Genomic DNA, 18,925 nt, shown 5'->3' with positions numbered 1-18,925 from the left:
TGTGAGAATCATACGACTATACCGCAATTGGATGTTGTTACTCGTTAGTATGTTGCTGGTGGGGCAAGCTTACGCCGCCCAGATTGACCCGTTGGCATCCTGGAACGATGGTAAGGCCAAGGCGGCGATTACCCAGTTTGTGCAGCAAGTGACGGATAAAAACTCCCCACATTTTGTGCCAGAGACCGAGCGGATCGCGACCTTCGACAACGACGGCACCCTATGGTCAGAGCAACCTATGTATTTTCAGGTGTTGTTTTCTCTCGACCGCCTCAAAACGCTGGCCCCAAGCCATCCCGAATGGCAAACCGAGGAGCCTTACGCCAGTGTGCTTAAGGGCGATGTGAGTAAGCTGCATACCGAAGATCTGATCAAGATCCTCTATGCGACTCATACGGGCATGACTACGGATGAGTTTGATGCAATAGTGAAGGACTGGATTGCCACGGCCAAGCACCCCACCACAGGGAAAAAGTACACCGAAATGGTGTTCCAACCTATGTTAGAGCTGCTGGATTACCTGCGCGCTAACGGCTTTAAGACCTTTATCGTCTCCGGCGGCGGCACTGGTTTTATGCGGGCCTGGGTGGAAGGCGTTTACCATATTCCCCCAGAGCAAGTGGTGGGCAGCACCTTTGAGACCGAGTTCAGCTTGGTTGATGGTAAGCCAACATTAAAACGCATGCCAAATTTCTTGGTGAACGACGATAAAGAAATGAAAGTGCAGGAAATATATGAACGTATAGGCCGCAGACCCATAGCCGCTTTTGGTAACTCGGATGGCGACCTAGCCATGTTGCAATGGACCGCCGCTGGTGACGGCCTACGCTTACCTATGTACATCCACCATACCGATGACAAGCGTGAGTGGAAATATGACCGTGACTCCCATATTGGTCAGTTAAACAAAGGTTTAGATGAGGCTGCGGCCAAAGGCTGGCCCATGGTCGATATGAAAGCCGATTGGAAGCGTATTTATCCCTAACGCCTCACATTGGCAGATGGGCTTTTAAACTCATCGTTTGAAAAAAGTTCGTCGTGAATGGGTTTATCCAATCGGAATAAACCCATTGTTATTTTTGCGCCCTAGCATCCACCTAAGGAGTATGGCGTGAACGCGCTATCTTCCATAGAGTAGGCTAACTGAGATTGGATAACACAGGGATTGAATTGATGAATGATGAACAATACGAGAAAGGGTTAGAGGTGCGCCGCGCAGTGATGGGCGATAGCTTCGTCGATAAGGCCTTGAGCAGCGCGACGGATTTTACGCGTCCATTACAGGAGTTGGTGACGGCGAACTGTTGGGGCGAGGTTTGGGTGCGTGAGGGGCTCTCTCGGCAAACTCGCAGTCTCGTGACCATAGCGACGCTTGCCGCATTAAAGGCATCGACTGAATTAAAAGGCCATGTGCGCGGCGCATTGCGTAACGGTTGCACTGTGGAAGAAATCCAAGAAGTACTTTTACATTCAACCCTGTATTGCGGTATGCCATCGGGCATTGAGGCCTTTCGGGCGGCAAAAGAAGTGATTGAAGAGTGGCAGGCTGAGCAGGCCAAGGTGTCGGGTCAGTCTTAGTATTTAACCCGTTTGGCATGTATCTTTCAATCGGGTGTGAATCCATCTTCTTCTCTGTGCGTACTTAAGCTGCCTTGTCTGAACGAGGGGATGCTATTTGTTGGATGTTGGATGTTCAATACGTTTGGCCTGAGTTTTTGGGTGTCGATTGCGACTCAGGCTCAGACCATGGCTTGTTAGAGTCGTGGATCCGCCGATTGACTCTCCACTTGGCCGATAACCGTGATGTCACTCAAACTCGACAGTGTGCCCCACTGCTGAATGGTCATCATGCCTGTGATTTCCTGCGCGGTGAAACTGAGGCGTAGCCCATCTTTGCGATAATCCTGCTGCAGATTTTTCGGCAAGATTTTTTGACCGTCGTCGGCGATGATGCCCCAGAATCCACCTTCTAAATTCATATATCTCACAGTGCCTTGCAGCATTACGCCTTCTCCTTGTGGTGAAATACTTGGCTTGATAAAACCTTTGTCGGCAGAACTATGAAGCTGCGGACTATCGCGCTTATCCACAGTGACCGCCTTTTCTTCGGTGGTCACTTTTTGGGGCGTGTCAGTTTGAGCTGCGCTTGTTTGTGCTGTGTCTGTTTTGGCAGAGCTTTGCGCGGCGGGTTCCACACTCGGCGGATTTTGCGCCTGAGTTTGCTCTTGGCAACCGAGCAACAATACGGGCAATAGTAATAGTAGTGCTAATAGGGGAGTATGTGGGCGCATCTTGCTTCCTCGTTGTCACTTTTAACCACTATGGCATGTCACAACACTCTAGCAAAGATTGTCCGCGAGGGGCGATAAGGTTTTTATATCTTTATGTAACAGGGTGGGATAGGAGATAAAGGTAAAGCGAACATCGCTTTACCTTTTTAAGCCATAGGCTGGAGCAGCATTATTTTTGTAGCTGCGCCTTGGCGGCTTCAACCTTAGCGAAATCAAGACCTAACTCGAGTACGGCTTCTTTGATTAACGCCGGATTTTGCATTACCAACGCCATCAGTTGCTGCAGTTTTTCGGGCGGGATCCCAAGCTGACCAATAATGCCCATCGCCATGAGAGGATTATCGGTTAATGCTTGAAAAAGCTCGTTAATTTTTGCATCAGTGACATTGTGTTCTTTTAAGATGGCAATAATGGGATTCATTGCAATACCTTGTCGAAGTTAACAGAAAACGGCGGCCATTTTATCACAGTTACGCCTAAGTGGTGGTACGGCCGTGAAGTAACGGCTTAATCGCTGTTTACCCCGATACCGTATGGATTGCCGTAAGTCGGGATTTTGATAATCCTTTCATAAATTAACAATCGTTAATCTATTTTGGCGATTCCAATCATCGATTTTAATCATTTCATATAGTTAGCACGCATCACTACACTTTCTGACATCGATTGTGGTGACGGTTTCATGCATTACCCGAGATTTACACAACGAGACATGGGGTTGATGTTTGCCCTAATGCAGCAAACAAACGACACACATCTGTGCAGGCAGATATGTCCTTAACGAGAAGAAATAGGTAATTATCATGAAGAAAAGCACTATTCCAAGCTTGTCAGCGCTGACTTTGGCTATGTCGTTGGCATTTGGTGGCACCGCTATCGCACAAGAGCAAGTCACGGGTAATCAATTTTGGTGGCCTGAACAGCTAAACTTAAGCCCGCTACGTCAAAATGCAGTTGAATCAAATCCTTATGGTAGTGATTACCACTACGCCGAAGCTTTTAAATCCTTAGATCTCGACGCCGTTAAAAAAGACATCAAAGCTCTGATGACTGAATCTCAGGATTGGTGGCCATCAGACTATGGTCATTATGGTCCTTTCTTTATTCGTATGGCGTGGCACAGCGCGGGTGTTTACCGGATTTTTGATGGCCGTGGTGGTGCCGCCGGTGGTCAGCAACGTTTCGAGCCATTAAACAGCTGGCCGGATAACGTGAACTTAGATAAGGCGCGTCGCCTGCTGTGGCCTATCAAACAAAAATACGGCAGCAAGATTTCGTGGGGCGACTTAATGGTGCTTACGGGTAACGTGGCGCTGGAGTCTATGGGCTTTAAAACCTTTGGTTTTGCCGGTGGTCGTGTCGACGACTGGGAAGCGGAACAGGTGAACTGGGGTTCAGAGAAAGCGTGGCTCGATAGCAAACGCCGCAATGAAAAGGGCGAACTGGCTAAGCCAATGGGCGCGACCCAAATGGGCTTAATTTATGTAAACCCTGAAGGCCCGAATGGTGTGCCAGATCCATTAGCCTCGGCGAAGGAAATCCGTGACACCTTTGGCCGTATGGCGATGAATGATGAAGAAACCGTGGCGCTGATCGCGGGTGGTCACACCTTTGGTAAGGCACACGGCGCGCATGATCCCTCTAAATGTGTCGGTGCCGATCCCGCCGCTTCCGGTGTTGAGGCACAAGGTTTAGGTTGGAAAAACAAGTGCGGTAAAGGCCACTCGGAAGATACAGTTACCAGTGGTTTAGAAGGCGCTTGGTCTGTTAATCCAACGGCGTGGACCATGCAGTATTTAGAAAACCTCTATGGTTTCGATTGGGTACAAACTAAGAGCCCAGCAGGCCATATTCAGTGGATCCCTAAAGATGGCAAAGGGGCTAACTTAGTACCGGATGCCCACGATAAATCCAAGCGCCATGCGCCAATTATGTTCACTAGCGATATCGCGCTGAAGGAAGATCCAAGCTATCGCGAAATCACTACCCGTTTCCTTAAAAATCCAAAAGAGTTTGAGCTTGCCTTTGCTAAGGCGTGGTTTAAGCTTACTCACCGCGATATGGGACCCAAGGCAAGATACTTAGGTGCCGATGTACCAGCAGAAATGTTGATTTGGCAGGATCCGATCCCAGCCCTTGATCACCCAGTAATCGATAACGCCGATATTAAAGCCTTAGGTAACAAAATCTTGGCTTCTGGCTTAACGGTCCCCGAATTAGTGAGAACCGCATGGGCTTCGGCCAGTAGCTTCCGGGGTACCGATATGCGTGGTGGTGCAAACGGCGCGCGTATTCGTTTAGAGCCTATGATGAACTGGCAGGCGAACAATCCTAAAGAGTTAGCTAAGGTGCTGGCTAAATTGGAAAAAGTCAAAAAAGACTTCAACGGCTCACTGAAAGGTGGCAAGAAGGTTTCGCTGGCCGATGTGATTGTGCTCGGTGGTAGCGTGGCGGTAGAAAAGGCTGCGAAAGAGGCGGGTGTGACTGTCTCTGTGCCATTTACTCCAGGACGTATGGATGCGACTCAGGCACAAACCGATGTGTCATCCTTTGCGGTTCTTGAGCCAACGGCCGATGGTTTCCGTAACTACTACTCCAAGGACAGCAGCCATTCTCCGGCCGAGATGCTGATTGAACGTGCGAACATGCTCAATCTGACCGTGCCAGAAATGACCGTGCTGGTTGGTGGTCTGCGCGCCTTAGATGCCAACAGTGCTGGCGTGAAACATGGGGTGTTTACCGATAAACCTGGCACCTTAAGTAATGACTTCTTCGTTAACTTGCTCGATATGTCGACCAAGTGGAGCAAGTCAGAGAAGCAAGAGGGCATCTACGAAGGGCAAGATCGTAAGAGCGGTAAACTGAAATGGACCGCGACCCCCGTCGATTTAGTCTTCGGTTCGCACTCAGAGCTGCGCGCCGTGTCTGAAGTGTACGGCGCCCAAGATGGACAAGACAGATTCGTGCAAGACTTTATCAAAGCCTGGAATAAGGTGATGAACGCCGATCGCTTCGATATCTAAGCGGCATTGACTCTGGGTTTCTTGCCCGCGAGTTCAGCTCTTATAAGTCCATCCGTGCCCTGTGCATGGGTGGACTTTTATCTTTCTATCCTCACTTAACTTGAAATGAGTTTTCGCTGAAGACCTCGCTTGTTGGCCTTAGGCGTTTCCTTATGCCGCTTAGCCAAGTAGTATCGGGGGAAATTTCTTTACAGCGAAACGAATATGCTCTCAACATCTCGCCCCCATTTGGCAAGGCCACAGCGCCGCTCACGTAAGCCCGTTAATGTGGGGCTGCGGCAACAGGGTTTTACCGGTGTTCAAGTCTTGTTGATGATACTGGTGACTATAGTGCTCACCGTGGGGATTACCTTTTTTGTAGTTCGCAGTTATATCTTCCCTAAACCGTTGACGCCTGTGAGTTTATCAACCAAAGAAGAGGCCAAGCTTGAGGATAAACTGAGTCAATTAGGTTGGCAGCCAGAGCGTAAGGCCTCGACTCAGGCAAAGGCTCCGACTAAGTCGTCCTCGAGTGACGATTTACAACCCGAGCCCTACCGCGAGCGGCCTGAAGATCGGCAAGTGAGTTTTAGCGAGCGTGAAGTCAATGCCATCATTGGCCGCAACCCTGACTTTGCCCAGCGTTTTGCCATTGATTTTTCAGATAATTTAGCCAGTGCCAAAATCCTCGTGCCGATCCCAAGGGACTTTCCTGTGATGGCGGGGGAGATTTTACGGGTCAATGCTGGGCTCGATATCCATCTCGATGCCAATCGCCGCCCGAGTGTGTCTTTGGTGGGCGTTAGCTTGATGGGTGTGCCTATTCCTAACGCTTGGCTAGGCAATATGAAGAATGTCAATCTTGTCAGTGAGTTCGGCGACAGAGGCTTTTGGAATGCCTTTGCCGATGGCGTCGAAGATATTCAAATTCGCGAGGGCGAGTTGTATATCAAATTACGCCCCTAAACCGTTTTATATCTGTCCCTTTGCATAAAGTCGAAGGGACAAAAACGATAACAGCTTGTTAGACTTGGATAAAAATCATCCCAAAGGACGTATTCAATGCAGCATCACACCACAGACTCTCAGGCGATAGCCGTTAAGGGATTACGCTACGGCCGCGGTAATGAATTGTTAGTGGTTGAAGATTGGCAGTTAATGCCTGGGCAGCATTGGGCGATTTTTGCGACCGACAGCTATAGCGGCTCACTGCTTGGGCGAATATTGGCGGGGGATATTCAGCCCGATGCGGGGCAAATTACCGGCTTGCCCGCGCGAATTGGCTGGGTGTCACTCGGTTTGCAACAGGCGCTGCTGGAGCGGGAATTAGAAAAGGATGAACTCGATTACGGTTCGACGGTCGAGTCACTGGTGCTGGAATGCTGCCTTCACGATGAACACTTGGCACTTATTTTACAGAAAGTCGAATTAACGCATTTAAAGCATCGCGGGTTTCGGCAGTTATCGACCGGTGAAACCCGGCGGGTGATGTTGGCGCGGGCGCTGGCAACTGAGCCCAACTTACTGATTTTAGATGACCCCTACGCAGGGCTTGATATAGAACATCAACTTAGCCTGTCGCAGCTGTTGGTAGAGGTTGCTAAACATACGCAGCTACTCATTATCACCTCACGCCAAGAAGAATTGCCGCCCTGTATTAGCCATGTGGCGCTGTTTAATAGCGATATGCTCAAATCGGGTCAGCATGTGCATCAACTGAGCGCGCCCATGTCGATTGAGCAGTGGCATACACATCCTGTGATGGCGCAGCTTAATGCGCTTTCGGCCAGCCGCAGCGCCGAACTTTTGGCATTGATGGAGCGTCAACGCCACAATGCCGAGGCCTTTGATCCCATAGTCGACATTAAAAACGGCAAGGTCGAATATGTCAGCGGCTTGATTTTTAAAGGAGTGAATTGGCAGATTCGTGCGGGTCAGCATTGGCAAGTAAGAGGCCCCAATGGCTGTGGCAAGAGCACTCTGCTCGGGCTGATTTTGGGCGACCACCCCCAGTGCTACAGCAATGACATTACCCTCTTTGGCCGACCCCGTGGCAGCGGTGAGAGCATTTGGCAAATTAAACAACGGATTGGCATAGTGTCGTCGGCATTGCATTTACAGTACCGCGTCAGTTGCTCGGCGCTCGATGTCTTGTTGTCGGGCTTTTACGATTCCATTGGCTTGTATCACAAGCCCACTAAACCCCAATTGGATCTGGCCAAGGAATGGTTGGCGATATTGCATATGAGCGAGTTTGCCAGCACGGGCTTTAAAAAACTGGATTACGGCCAACAGCGGCTATTGCTCATAGGTCGTGCCTTGATTAAACAGCCGTTATTGTTGATTTTGGATGAGCCATATCAAGGGCTCGACTTTATCAATCGCACCTTAGTGATGCGGGCTTTGGACATGATTGCCGAGCACCATCTTAGTCAATTGCTCTATGTCTCCCACCATAGGGAAGATGCTTTACCCGCCATCAAGAACTTTGTCGATTTTATCAAGCAGGATGAAGGTTATTCGGTGGAGGTGAGTTATGGAGCTGATTCATAAGCGATTTCATCTTTCGAACTAAAACTTATCATTTCTATAAACAAAACTGTGATGACTCCCTCGGTTTAGATGCCCTAAATGACAATAATAGTTTTTGGCGTACGCCAAAAACTATTCGAGGTGAACAGACTATTACTTTCTGTGCACCGACATTTGCCCTGAGGTGCAATCATAGATGCCAAGACCCAAAAAGTGCCGTCAATTATCGAGTTGCGTGCCCTGTAGCTTATTTAAACCTAATGGCATACCGGCGGCTAACTTACCTCAGATCCTCCTCGCCGCCGACGAGTTCGAAGCCCTAGAACTTGGCGATGTTCAGCGTCTGAGTCAGCTTGAGGCCGCCGCTCAAATGGGGATCTCACGGCAAACCTTTGGTTATCTACTTGCCAGTGCCCGTAAAAAAGTGGCGACCGCTGTCACCCAAGGGCTGGTGCTGAAGTTACCTGTTTCAAACGATAAGGACCCAGTATGATTATCGCCCTTCCTATTAGTCGTGGACGGCTTGCCAGCCATTTTACTAAGGCGCAGCAAGTGAGCTTTTACGATGAAAATCATCAGCTTTTACTTTCTATCCCTAATCCCGCCCTTGGCGGCAATTGCCAAGATAAAAAAGCCTTGTTAGATGCCATTCGCGCCCAGAAAACCGATATTGTGGTGGTGCAACATATTGGCGAGCGGATGTTAGGTAAATTGCTTGATGCCGGGATTAGCGTTAGCCAAGGGGATAATCAACTCTCGATAGTGGCTCTGCTCGCCCAGAGTCGGGACGTGAACTTGCGTTTAACTGCGGCATCACAGGGGCGTGCATCCCTAAAACATCTAGCCAAGGGTGGATGCTGTGGTACTAAAGGGGGCTGTGGTTGCAGCGGTAAAACCACTAACGCTAAGTTAAGTCCGGCAACGATGGGATTATCTTGCTTTACGCCGCCAATCTCTGGCTCGCCCATTCAGTACAGTGGCTTTAGACAGTTACAAAAATAGCGCTAACCTAAGGCTGGTTCTCATCGATTAATCCATAGGGGCGGGTAATCGCCCCTTTGAGCTCGCCGAGGGAAAACACCTTCGAAAAACGCCCAAAGCTTTTGCCGTAAAATACCGTTTCTACCACTGGCAAACTAAAGACATGGTAGCTGGCGGCAATCTCACCTTGGGCTTCACAATCGATATACGCCAGCACCATTTGGGGAAACTCCCTCGCCAACAAATCCGCAATCTGAGGCTTAAGGGCCTGACACACACCACAGCTTGGCGCCCCAAAGAGGAGTAAAACAGCCGCATAATGCTTTAGTAGAGTGTCGAGTTGCTCGGACGTTTCAATGGTATGGATTTGGGCGTTAGGCATGGAGTGTCCTGTGGAATACGGCTTACAAACTGATGGGGATAACCATCCCAAGCTTACTACACTGCAACGGCTAAATGTACTCAGAGCTGACAGGTGAAGCATAAGCCGTGCTGAGCTTTTCAACTCAGCGACTTAGTTTTTATTTGGTGTTGAGTCAGAGCCGGTATATCGCCTTCATGCATATTAAAACAAAGACTGACTGCACCATTGGCGCTCGCAGGGGATCCCATCGCCATCACCATCCATTTGGGTATTCGGACAGTTATTGATGTAAAACGTGGCTTCGGCGCAGGAACTCATTTGGCTGCAATGGGTTTTACCTGCCTCGCAGCGAAATTGAGTTTTAGGCGCTGATAGCGGCTGGGTTTGAGGCTCATACAGGGGCGTTGTTTCTATCTCTGTGTTATTAGGGCTCTGAGCTATCTCAAATTCGGTATATTTTTTAAAACCAAATATCCCGATGCCAAAGATTAATAACAGTGGCAGCAGGGTATTTGATAGGGAGCGACTCGGGGGATTTGAATTGCGGCGTGGGCTTTTACTGGTGTTAGCTAATACGGCGACCCCTTCGATAGAGGCCTTGATGGCTTTCACTTTGCCATCGTTTTGTACTTCGGTGCGATACAGAATGCTATCGCCAACCTGAGGTTTTCTCGCCATGTGCTTAAGCACGGTAATATGGATAAAGACGTCTTTACCCTGTTGTTCCGGTTGAATAAACCCGAACCCTTTTTCATCGTTCCAACGAACTAAAATGCCTCTTTCCATGAGTTTGCTCTAAGTGCTTTATTTGCGTTCTTTATATGTGGGATTGACCTTAAGGTCAATGATGATATTTGAGATGAGACAGAGATTATTGCACCAGCTTGTTGGCTTTTTTAACCACATACATGGCTTGATCCGCATAGTTGATCAGGCTCTTGGCATCGGTGCCGTGGCAGGGATAAATGGCCGAGCCTATGCTCACTCCAATATGCAATTTATGTTTATGGATAATGTAAGGTGCCGTGAGTGCTTGGGTGATTTTGCGGATCAAAATGGGCACACTTTCCTCATTGGGTAAGTGTTCCAACAGAATCACAAACTCATCACCGCCGAGACGAGTGATGGTATCTATTTGCCGAATGCTGCCTGTGAGCCGTTTCGCCACTTCCTGCAATAACTTATCGCCGACATCGTGGCCAAACTCATCGTTGACTGGTTTGAAGTTATCTAAGTCGAGAAACAGAATGGCAAAGATCCCATCGGATCGCTGCGCATGGACGATCGCCTGCTCCAATTTGGTATGGAATAACACCCGATTCGGAAGATTGGTGAGGGCATCATGGTGGGCAATGTGGCGTAAATGTTCTTCTTCGGCTTTGCGCTCCGAAATATCGGTTATCACAATCACGAAGTGAGTCAGTCGGTTATGCTCATTCCTTACCGTGTTTATCCGCATACTTAAGGGCAGATAACCCGATGCGGTTTCCTTGATAAGCTCACCCTGCCATTGCTCCCCCTGTTGTAACAGATTGCACATGGCCTGATAGGCATCTTCGTTCGGATGCCCCGTATTAATAAAGCGTGAGGCATCTTGATGTAAACTCAGCTCAGTCAATCCGGTTATATCGGTAAATGCCTGATTGATAGAGATAATGCTCATCAGCGGATCTGTGATTATGATACCGTCCGTGCTGGCATTAAACACGGTTGCAGCCAGTCTCAGTTTATCTTCGGCCTGCTTACTGCTGGTCAAATCCATAAAATAGGCGACCCCTTCCTGGGTGCTGCTATTTAAAAAGCTTGCACCAAGCATGACTGGCACATGGGCACCCGTTTTACTAATAAGCTGTTTTTCATACTGATGACAGTGGCCAAGTTCGATAAGCTCGGCGATTGCGATGTTATCCCTCGCCTCAAACTCAGGTGGCGTGAGTGAGCGCCAGTTGATCAGACCCGCGGCTAAGTCTTCACGGTCAAAACCTAACATATTGAGAAAATGATCATTGGCATCGTGGATGGTGCCATCGAGCTGCCATGAAATAATGCCTATAGTGTCGGAGTTTTTAAGACTGCTAAATCGTGACTCACTGATTAATAGCTGTTTTTCAGATTTTGCAATGTTACGGATGATCTGCCTGCTGGCCAAAATACCTATGCTGATAAAGAGTAAGACGACTCCTAAGCTGATTAGCCAGGTAATGCGTTTTACCCAGCGAGCGCCTTCGCTAAGCACTAAGGAGAATTCAATTTCTAAACTGAGTAGTTCTTCATTTAACTGGATAAGCTGCTGGCGATATTGGCTAAGGTCTGGTGGACTGCCACCAAATTGGGAAACCTCATCGTGCATCGAGTCTGCCAATAACATCATAGTGTTAAATCTTTCGTCGGCGAGGGTCCAAATCTCTACTGCCCGTTGCATATAGTGAGTGCGGTTAAAATGCCGAAAAAACCAAATTAAAGATTCAGTATCTCTTTCATCATTCAAACCTTGGATAAAGCCTTCTTTGGCCTTTAACTCATCTATTGGCGAGGCGAGTAAGGCCTCGCGAGCTTGTCTGTCACCTAGCATCACAGCAGTTGCTGCAAGATAACGTTGATAGTCGACTTCGTTTTTGTTGTAGGAATAGTGGATAAGGTAAAACGTGGCATCTTTTTGCGCTTTGGCCCAGAGTCCTTCGCCCCTGACATAGGTGCGCACACCATCGAAAATATTGCCCTGAATATAGACGAGGACGACGAGGGTGATACAGATCCCGATAAACATGCCAATAATCAACAGTACCTTAGCGACGGTAGAGCGCGACTGTTGCTGCAATGTACCTATGAGTTGCCTTAACTTGCCGCTCATCCTGAACTCCTAGCGCCACGGCTAGGTTGGCGAGGAAAAGATAGACGCATGTTAAGTTGAAGATGGTTATTAACCTGTTGGTTTTTCATCTGTTCCTTGGATAGTCTTTATCGCAGTAGGCGATAGTGGTCCCCATAATTAACTAATTTGGTCTCCCTATTTCGCAGAATTAAGTATGACTGTAGCAAAGGCTAAAGCACTTTCAAGTTAACTAGATGAAATACTGTAATTTATAAGCGAGTTACCTATTGTTCGTGGGCAATGCTTTGGTCGATTTCAGTATGGGCCTGCCGTTTGTAGCGTTCGAACAGACCTTCCTGCTTCATTTTTTTGAGGGTCGCGCTGAGTTTCACTGCCAGTGCTTTATGGCGTTTATGCAGGTAACCGAAGCTGATGAGTTCCTCCAGCTCACCCACGGGATGAATTTTACTGTGTTGGAATTCAGCATGTTGCAAGACGTTTTCCCCAATCGCTTCGGTATCTATGTAGATATCGATTCTGTCTCGCTGCATCCGGCGAAAGGAATTGATGGGGGAAGAGGAAGTGGTTAGCCGATCCGCTGGCACCAGTCCCTCAAGTTTCTGCTCGATATAGAAAATTCCTCGATAATATTCAATTCGGTAAGGATGATTGAGCAGTGACTCCCAGTCCGTTAGTTGGATATTGGGGTTGATGGCATAGGCGGTGAGTTTACTTTCAAGTATGGGTTCTTCTACACGAATTAAATTCTTATATTTCAACCCGTAGGCAAATACTCTGGCGGGTTCCCCATCGACTTTCCCTGTATCGGCCATCATGCTGGCGCGTATGGGCGGAACCACTTGATAACGAAATTGATAACCTAGGCGAGCAAAGGCCTCGGTATAAATTAATTCGCCCCAGCGAAAATACAGGTTATCGGAGGGATCTTCATAAAACGCCATGGTGATAGTGGGCAGATTGCCTGTGGTGAGTGTCTCGGCACTGGTGTTGTCGTTCGCCTTAATTGGCAAGCACAAGGCTAGACTCAATGATATCCCCAGCAGCATCTTTAACAGATAAGCCATGTTTCCCTCGGCGTGACTAGGTGTCTCCATACGGCATCCTTAACCTTTTTAATTGCTTAAAGTATAGCTAGTCCTACTTTTTCGGTTCAGGGATTTTTACCTCTTGTCGATTGCCTCCATGGCCGAAGCAATGGCGCGAGTGGCGCGAAGCAGGTAATAACTGTGATCTAGATACGGACATTTTGTCCTTTTGCTCATAATAACGTGCGATGTGGCACATAAATTTGAAACATAACTGCTGGTGGTGATTTTTTATTCAGCAGAGTTTGAGCTCGATCCGCTTTTTATCTGTGAAGACAGCGTTAAATCCGCGTCATCAATTCGTTGACTCGGGAAGGAAAAATGAAGTCGCTCCAGACAGTAGCAGGAAAGCGAGCCAAGGTTTATTTATCAGGTATTTGGTTATTACCCCTCTGTGGTTTATCAAACCTAGCCATGGCCGACAGCGCGGATAATATTGAGCGTTTAGAAGTGCGTGGCAGGCAAATTAATACCTTAGGCCATAGTACTTCGGCATCGGAAGGGATAGTGGGTGCGGCGGAAATCGAGAGTCGCCCGCTGCTGCGCACGGGGGAGATCCTCGAGTTTGTCCCCGGGATGATAGTCACTCAGCACAGTGGTTCGGGTAAGGCGAATCAGTATTTTCTGCGCGGCTTTAACTTAGACCATGGCACAGATTTTAATACCCGTGTCGAAGGTATGCCGGTCAATATGCGGACTCACGGCCATGGTCAAGGTTATACGGATCTTAACTTTTTAATCCCCGAGCTATTAGGGGAAATCCGTTACGCCAAAGGAGCTTATTATCCTGAAGTTGCGGACTTTTCCGGCGCGGGTGCGGCGCAAATTCAGCTCGCCGATGAACTCGCTTATCGCCAAGTTGGGCTGACCTTAGGGGAATACGGTTATCAACGGCTGGTGGCGACTCAGGATATGAAGACTGAAGTTGGCCGATTTATTTTAGGAACAGAATTACAGGCTTACGATGGCCCTTGGGGCGATATTAAGGAAGATGTCTGCAAAATCAATGTGGTAGGCCGCTATCTAACTAAGCTTAATGGCGGGAACTTTAGCCTCACCATGATGGCCTACGACAATAGCTGGAATTCGGCGGATCAAATTCCGGCGAGGGCGGTGGAGTCTGGACTGATTGATTTTTACGGTTCACTCGATACCGATGTGGGCGGTGATGCCAGTCGTTACAGCATTTCAGCCAATTATGACGCCGGCAACTGGCAGGCCAATGCCTACGCCATACGCTCGACCATGGATCTGTTTTCAAACTTTACTTACTTCTTAAACGATCCCGTCAATGGCGATGAATTTGAGCAGGTCGATGAGCGCACCATTTGGGGCGGCGATATTAAACGCGACTGGCAGATGAGTCTGGCGGGGACACAAATCAATTACAGTCTAGGTGCCGATGTGCGCTACGACGATATTGGTGCCGTGGGTTTATATAACACTAAAGCACGGGAACGCCTTAGCACTGTGAGGCTCGATGAAGTGCAGGAACTCTCTACGGGATTGTTTGGCAAGCTGGAGTGGTTGCCTGCTGACCAATGGCGTTTAAATTTAGGCTTGAGATACGACTATTTCGATGTGCAGGTCGATAGTGATAATCCCCTCAACAGCGGTGATGCTTCCGATGGCATGTTGAGCTTAAAGGCGGGCGCTTCCTATCTAGTAAACGATAATCTGGAACTCTACATGAATGCGGGGCAGGGATTGCATTCTAACGATGCCCGCGGTGCAACCATTAAGGTCGACCCTGTCACGGGCGATCCGGTTGAAAAGGTCGATTTGTTAGTGCGCTCCAATGGCGGTGAGTTCGGGGTCAAATACTATGATCGCGACTTTATTAACTTCTCGGCGGCGCTTTGGTATTTGGAACTCGACTCTGAACTACTCTTCGTTGGCGATGCGGGCAATACTGAACCCAGCCGCGCCTCTGAGCGTTACGGCGTTGAAGTCACGGCCTATTATTGGCTTAACGATGATTTGAGTTTAGATATGGAACTGGCCTGGACCCGTGCCCGTTTTACCGAAAATGAACTCGATGAAGGCAAATATGTCGATGGTGCAGTGCCCTTTGTTGGCAGTGCGGGCATTACCTATCGTCCCGATGGCGATGGTTGGTATACCAGTGTCAGGCTGAGATATTTAGGTGAGCGGATCCTCGATAGTTTTGATGAGCATAAAGCCGATGACACTACCTTAGTGAACCTTGCCCTTGGTTATCAGTTATCGGGCTTCGATACTAAGCTCGAGCTATTGAATATATTTGATAGTAAAGACCACGATATCGATTATTTCTACGAGTCTCGCCTAGCGGGTGAGCCTGCTGAAGGCGTGGAAGACTTGCATTATCATCCTGTTGAGCCGCGCATGGTGCGGGTGAGTGTCAGTTATCGTTTCTAACTTGAGTGACCATTCTTGAGTGACTATTGCTAGCACCAGCCGATACGCTAAGTTTATTCCGTCACTTGGATAAACTTAGCGTTTTCTATTCTGTTTACTGCAATCATTTCGACATCTTGCTGCAATAAAAACGCCATTAAAATCACGCCAGTTCGTCATATAAAGCATTGAAAATGTGGGCGCCTCTTAAGGGAATACCCTCATACACTCAATAATAAAATCGGTGATGAACGTGATGAATATTAAACGGATCGCTGCAGCTATCTCCTGCAGTTTAATGACGGTTGTAGCCCACGCTGCAGTCTTACCCGCAACCCAAACTGACAGTCAGTGGTTTAAAGACAGTGCAGCCAATGTTGCGGCTAAAGCGCAGGTTGAAACCAAGAAAACAGCTAAAAACGTGATTCTTTTTGTCGGCGACGGCATGAGTATTTCAACCTTAACAGCCGCCCGTATTCTGCAAGGACAGCAGCAAACGGGTAATCAAGGCGGTGAAGAAAACTTCTTAAGTTTCGAGCAGTTTCCTCACACGGCGTTAGTGAAAACCTACAACACTAACCAGCAAACGCCCGACTCGGCAGGTACCATGACCGCCATGGCGACTGGGGTAAAAACCAAAGCCGGTATCATCTCGATTTCTGACACCAGTTTACGTGGTAATTGTTTGTCTTCTAAAGGTAATGAGTTAGTTTCTCTGGTTGACCTTGCCAATGCTAAAGGCTTATCGACTGGGATTGTGACTACCGCCCGTTTAACTCACGCGACGCCTGCCGCGACTTACGCTAAATCGCCAGAGCGTGACTGGGAAGGCGATTTTAACCTGCCAGCCGAAGCCGTTGCGAATGGCTGTACCGATATCGCCAGCCAACTGGTAATGCGCGATGAAGCAAACTCCCTCAGCGTGGCACTGGGTGGTGGTCGCAGCTACTTCTTACCGAAAGAAGTCACTGACGGTGAGAACAAAGCTGGTAAACGTAAAGACGGCAAAGACCTGACTAAAATGTGGGTGGAAAACTTCAGCAAAGCGGCTTACGTGTGGGACAAAAAAGGCTTCGATGCTATCGATGCCGCCAATACCGATCACTTACTTGGCCTCTTTAACCCATCCCATATGGAATACGAAGCAGACCGCGCCGATGACGTTGGTGGTGAGCCATCACTTTCTGAAATGACCTCGAAATCCCTCGATATTTTAAAGAAAAACGATAAGGGCTTCCTGCTGATCGTGGAATCTGGTCGTATCGACCATGGTCACCATGCGGGCAACGCTAGCCGCGCCTTGAACGATGCGGTTGAGTTATCTAACGCCGTGAAAGCCGCAGTAGATGCAACCAGCAGCGATGACACCCTGATCATGGTAACAGCTGACCACAGCCATGTATTTACCATTGCAGGCTACCCAAAACGCGGTAACCCGATTTTAGGTTTAGTCCACGATGTGGATGGTTCGTTAGCCCTCGCTAACGACGGCAAGCCTTACACCACGCTGGCCTACACTAACGGCCCAGGCGCAGTGGTTGGCGTGCGTGACGACTTAACCTCAGTCGATACTCAAGACAAAGACTTCATGCAACAAGCACTTATCCCAATGGAAAGTGAGACACACGCCGGTGAAGACATCAGCTTACACGCAATGGGACCAGGTTCGAATCTGGTGCAGGGCGTGATTGAGCAGAACGTGATCTTCCACATTATCAACCAAGCCCAGCAGCTTGGCGGCACTAAGTACTAATAGGTCGGCTGCGACCTACAGTTCTCACTTTTGGAGTTAAAAATGAATAAGAAATTACTGGTACTCGCAATCTCTGCCATGCTGGGTTTAGCCGCATGCGGTAGCGATGGTGATAACGGCGCGGCAGGTACGCCGGGTTCGAATGGTTCTAACGGTTCCAATGGCAGCGACGGTAAAGACTGGACCGCTGTCAACCAATGGTATGTCGATGCACAGGCTCGTGTGACTAAGGCCGATGGCCTGAGCGTTAACAACGATGTGGGCGCGGCGAAAAACGTGATCCTGTTTGTCGGCGACGGCATGGGTGTCTCGACTATCACTGCAGCGCGTATTTTAGAAGGTCAATTAAAGGGCAAGACGGGTGAAGAAAACTCTTTATCTTTCGAAACCTTGCCTTACGTCGGTTTATCTAAGACCTATAACGTCGATGGTCAAACACCAGATTCTGCGGGCACTATGTCGGCGATGATGACTGGGGTGAAAACCGATGTGGGCGTGATTTCACAGGCAGAAGGCGTAGTGCGTGCTAACTGCGCATCGACTAAAGATCAAAACTTAGTGACATCACTGGAACTGGCCGCCATGGCGGGTATGTCGACTGGTGTGGTGACTACGGCGCGCTTAACCCACGCCACACCTGCGGCAACCTATGCCCACGTACCTGAACGTGACTGGGAAGCTGACTCAAACCTGCCTGCCGAAGCCGTGACCAATGGTTGTAAAGATATCGCCGCGCAAATGCTCGACTTTAACTATGGCAATGGCTTAAACGTGATGATGGGCGGTGGTCGTCGCAGCTTTATTCCAAAAACCTTAATTGATCCAGAAGGTAAAGCGGGCAAGCGTAATGATGGTCGCGATCTGACTGCCGAATGGTTAGCTAAGTACACTAATGCGGCCTACGTTCAGGACAGAGATGGTTTCCTCAATGTGGATGTTGCCAGCACTGACCATTTATTGGGCCTGTTCAACTCATCCCATATGGAATACGACTATGACCGCACCGAAGCGGGCGTGAAGGGCGAGCCATCACTTGCTGAGATGACAGCCAAGTCGATTGATATTCTGAAGAAAAACACCAAAGGCTATGTGCTGATTGTCGAAGCGGGTCGTATCGACCATGCGCACCATGCCGGTAACGCCGCCCGTGCCCTGTACGACACAGTTGCGCTTTCAGAAGCAGTCCGTGTTGCGATGGAAAAAACCTCGGCAAACGACACTCTGTTAATGGTGACGGCTGACCACAGCCATGTGTTCACCATCGCAGGTTATCCGACCCGTGGTAACCCAATCCTAGGTCTGGTGAAGAGTAACGATGCTAACGGTATCGCCGAAGTGACTAACTCAACCGACGCTAACGGTTTACCTTACACAACAGTTGGTTATGCCAACGGCATGGGGTATGCGTCATTAACAACGGGTGGCGATGAGCGTTATAACTTCCCTGTGGATGCTGGTCGTAAGGACTTGAACTTTGTGGATACCCAAGACGTTGGATTCCATCAAGAAGCCCTAGTGCCATTAAGCGATGAAACCCATGCGGGTGAAGACGTGGCGATTTTTGCCCGTGGCCCAAGCTCGGATCTGGTTCAAGGTACGGTTGAACAAAACCATATCTTCCACGTGATGAACCGTGCGGCAGACTTAGTCGTGAAAGCGGAAGCTGCAATGGCGGCGAAGTAAGCCAAATGCCGATGGCGGGCTG

16 protein-coding genes are annotated in these 18,925 nt (G+C 48.9%); 10 read left to right on the top strand and 6 right to left on the bottom strand.

Annotated elements, in window-relative coordinates; genetic code table 11:
* Position 1: 1 nt before the first annotated feature.
* Both N5E87_RS18035 and N5E87_RS18030 read left to right on the top strand, forming a co-directional pair.
* Positions 2-985 carry an HAD family hydrolase gene (locus tag N5E87_RS18035; RefSeq protein ID WP_279775606.1) on the top strand — a complete coding sequence of 328 codons (984 nt, stop codon included), beginning with the start codon at positions 2-4 and terminating at the stop codon, positions 983-985.
* A 188-nt stretch (positions 986-1,173) separates the two neighbouring features.
* Complete coding sequence (locus N5E87_RS18030) at positions 1,174-1,578, top strand: carboxymuconolactone decarboxylase family protein (RefSeq protein ID WP_088210119.1); 405 nt, start codon at positions 1,174-1,176, stop codon at positions 1,576-1,578.
* A gap of 176 nt (positions 1,579-1,754) precedes the next feature.
* On the opposite strand, the gene N5E87_RS18025 is transcribed toward N5E87_RS18030, so the two are convergent.
* Entirely contained in the window at positions 1,755-2,291 is a 537-nt protein-coding gene (locus N5E87_RS18025; protein ID WP_279775605.1) for a hypothetical protein, read from the bottom strand.
* A 169-nt stretch (positions 2,292-2,460) separates the two neighbouring features.
* Positions 2,461-2,712 carry a DUF2999 family protein gene (locus N5E87_RS18020; protein ID WP_007650566.1) on the bottom strand — a complete coding sequence of 84 codons (252 nt, stop codon included), beginning with the start codon at positions 2,710-2,712 and terminating at the stop codon, positions 2,461-2,463.
* A gap of 382 nt (positions 2,713-3,094) precedes the next feature.
* On the opposite strand from N5E87_RS18020, the gene katG reads away from it, so the two are divergent.
* The 5 genes from katG (at position 3,095) to N5E87_RS17995 (ending at position 8,827) form a co-directional block, all read left to right on the top strand.
* Positions 3,095-5,314, top strand: coding sequence for a catalase/peroxidase HPI (gene katG / locus N5E87_RS18015; RefSeq protein WP_279775604.1), 2,220 nt, complete (start codon positions 3,095-3,097; stop codon positions 5,312-5,314).
* 204 nt (positions 5,315-5,518) lie between these two features.
* Positions 5,519-6,259 carry an arginine N-succinyltransferase gene (locus N5E87_RS18010; protein ID WP_279775603.1) on the top strand — a complete coding sequence of 247 codons (741 nt, stop codon included), beginning with the start codon at positions 5,519-5,521 and terminating at the stop codon, positions 6,257-6,259.
* Positions 6,260-6,355: 96 nt separating this feature from the next.
* Positions 6,356-7,846, top strand: coding sequence for an ATP-binding cassette domain-containing protein (locus N5E87_RS18005; RefSeq protein ID WP_220053905.1), 1,491 nt, complete (start codon positions 6,356-6,358; stop codon positions 7,844-7,846).
* A 175-nt stretch (positions 7,847-8,021) separates the two neighbouring features.
* The gene (locus tag N5E87_RS18000) at positions 8,022-8,318 is read left to right on the top strand and encodes a DUF134 domain-containing protein (RefSeq protein WP_279770237.1); all 297 of its coding nucleotides are present in this window, start codon (positions 8,022-8,024) and stop codon (positions 8,316-8,318) included.
* Entirely contained in the window at positions 8,315-8,827 is a 513-nt protein-coding gene (locus N5E87_RS17995) for a NifB/NifX family molybdenum-iron cluster-binding protein (RefSeq protein WP_279775602.1), read from the top strand. The genes N5E87_RS18000 and N5E87_RS17995 overlap by 4 nt, the downstream gene beginning before the upstream one ends.
* A gap of 7 nt (positions 8,828-8,834) precedes the next feature.
* Here the strand turns inward: N5E87_RS17995 and N5E87_RS17990 are convergent, their stop codons facing one another.
* From N5E87_RS17990 to N5E87_RS17975, 4 genes are all read right to left on the bottom strand, one after another.
* Complete coding sequence (locus tag N5E87_RS17990; protein ID WP_279770233.1) at positions 8,835-9,188, bottom strand: thioredoxin family protein; 354 nt, start codon at positions 9,186-9,188, stop codon at positions 8,835-8,837.
* Positions 9,189-9,371: 183 nt separating this feature from the next.
* The gene (locus N5E87_RS17985; RefSeq protein ID WP_279770232.1) at positions 9,372-9,956 is read right to left on the bottom strand and encodes an excalibur calcium-binding domain-containing protein; all 585 of its coding nucleotides are present in this window, start codon (positions 9,954-9,956) and stop codon (positions 9,372-9,374) included.
* Positions 9,957-10,041: 85 nt separating this feature from the next.
* A complete protein-coding gene (locus tag N5E87_RS17980) occupies positions 10,042-12,021 on the bottom strand; it encodes a sensor domain-containing diguanylate cyclase (RefSeq protein ID WP_279775601.1) in 1,980 nt (659 codons plus the stop codon).
* Between the two features lie 245 nt (positions 12,022-12,266).
* Complete coding sequence (locus N5E87_RS17975) at positions 12,267-13,097, bottom strand: hypothetical protein (protein ID WP_279775600.1); 831 nt, start codon at positions 13,095-13,097, stop codon at positions 12,267-12,269.
* Positions 13,098-13,502: 405 nt separating this feature from the next.
* Between N5E87_RS17975 and N5E87_RS17970 the strand changes: the two genes are divergently transcribed.
* The 3 genes from N5E87_RS17970 (at position 13,503) to N5E87_RS17960 (ending at position 18,903) form a co-directional block, all read left to right on the top strand.
* Positions 13,503-15,488 (top strand): TonB-dependent receptor, encoded by a 1,986-nt coding sequence (locus tag N5E87_RS17970; RefSeq protein ID WP_347881492.1) that lies wholly within the window; start codon positions 13,503-13,505, stop codon positions 15,486-15,488.
* Between the two features lie 235 nt (positions 15,489-15,723).
* Positions 15,724-17,220 (top strand): alkaline phosphatase, encoded by a 1,497-nt coding sequence (locus N5E87_RS17965; protein ID WP_279775598.1) that lies wholly within the window; start codon positions 15,724-15,726, stop codon positions 17,218-17,220.
* A 42-nt stretch (positions 17,221-17,262) separates the two neighbouring features.
* Entirely contained in the window at positions 17,263-18,903 is a 1,641-nt protein-coding gene (locus N5E87_RS17960) for an alkaline phosphatase (protein WP_279775597.1), read from the top strand.
* Positions 18,904-18,925 lie beyond the last annotated feature (22 nt).

The sequence above is a fragment of the Shewanella sp. GD03713 genome (assembly GCF_029843705.1).
In the GTDB taxonomy this organism is placed as follows: Bacteria; Pseudomonadota; Gammaproteobacteria; order Enterobacterales; family Shewanellaceae; genus Shewanella.
Note: the sequence above shows the minus strand (reverse complement) of the source record. Positions and strands in the feature narration are given on the sequence as shown.

Bases quoted from the DNA above. Each gene is read 5' to 3' on its own strand.
- N5E87_RS18030 (WP_088210119.1), top strand. From the start codon at position 1,174: ATGAATGATGAACAATACGAGAAAGGGTTAGAGGTGCGCCGCGCAGTG.
- N5E87_RS18025 (WP_279775605.1), bottom strand. From the start codon at position 2,291: ATGCGCCCACATACTCCCCTATTAGCACTACTATTACTATTGCCCGTA.
- N5E87_RS18020 (WP_007650566.1), bottom strand. From the start codon at position 2,712: ATGAATCCCATTATTGCCATCTTAAAAGAACACAATGTCACTGATGCA.
- katG (WP_279775604.1), top strand. From the start codon at position 3,095: ATGAAGAAAAGCACTATTCCAAGCTTGTCAGCGCTGACTTTGGCTATG.
- N5E87_RS18010 (WP_279775603.1), top strand. From the start codon at position 5,519: ATGCTCTCAACATCTCGCCCCCATTTGGCAAGGCCACAGCGCCGCTCA.
- N5E87_RS18005 (WP_220053905.1), top strand. From the start codon at position 6,356: ATGCAGCATCACACCACAGACTCTCAGGCGATAGCCGTTAAGGGATTA.
- N5E87_RS18000 (WP_279770237.1), top strand. From the start codon at position 8,022: ATGCCAAGACCCAAAAAGTGCCGTCAATTATCGAGTTGCGTGCCCTGT.
- N5E87_RS17995 (WP_279775602.1), top strand. From the start codon at position 8,315: ATGATTATCGCCCTTCCTATTAGTCGTGGACGGCTTGCCAGCCATTTT.
- N5E87_RS17990 (WP_279770233.1), bottom strand. From the start codon at position 9,188: ATGCCTAACGCCCAAATCCATACCATTGAAACGTCCGAGCAACTCGAC.
- N5E87_RS17985 (WP_279770232.1), bottom strand. From the start codon at position 9,956: ATGGAAAGAGGCATTTTAGTTCGTTGGAACGATGAAAAAGGGTTCGGG.
- N5E87_RS17980 (WP_279775601.1), bottom strand. From the start codon at position 12,021: ATGAGCGGCAAGTTAAGGCAACTCATAGGTACATTGCAGCAACAGTCG.
- N5E87_RS17975 (WP_279775600.1), bottom strand. From the start codon at position 13,097: ATGGAGACACCTAGTCACGCCGAGGGAAACATGGCTTATCTGTTAAAG.
- N5E87_RS17970 (WP_347881492.1), top strand. From the start codon at position 13,503: ATGGCCGACAGCGCGGATAATATTGAGCGTTTAGAAGTGCGTGGCAGG.
- N5E87_RS17965 (WP_279775598.1), top strand. From the start codon at position 15,724: ATGAATATTAAACGGATCGCTGCAGCTATCTCCTGCAGTTTAATGACG.
- N5E87_RS17960 (WP_279775597.1), top strand. From the start codon at position 17,263: ATGAATAAGAAATTACTGGTACTCGCAATCTCTGCCATGCTGGGTTTA.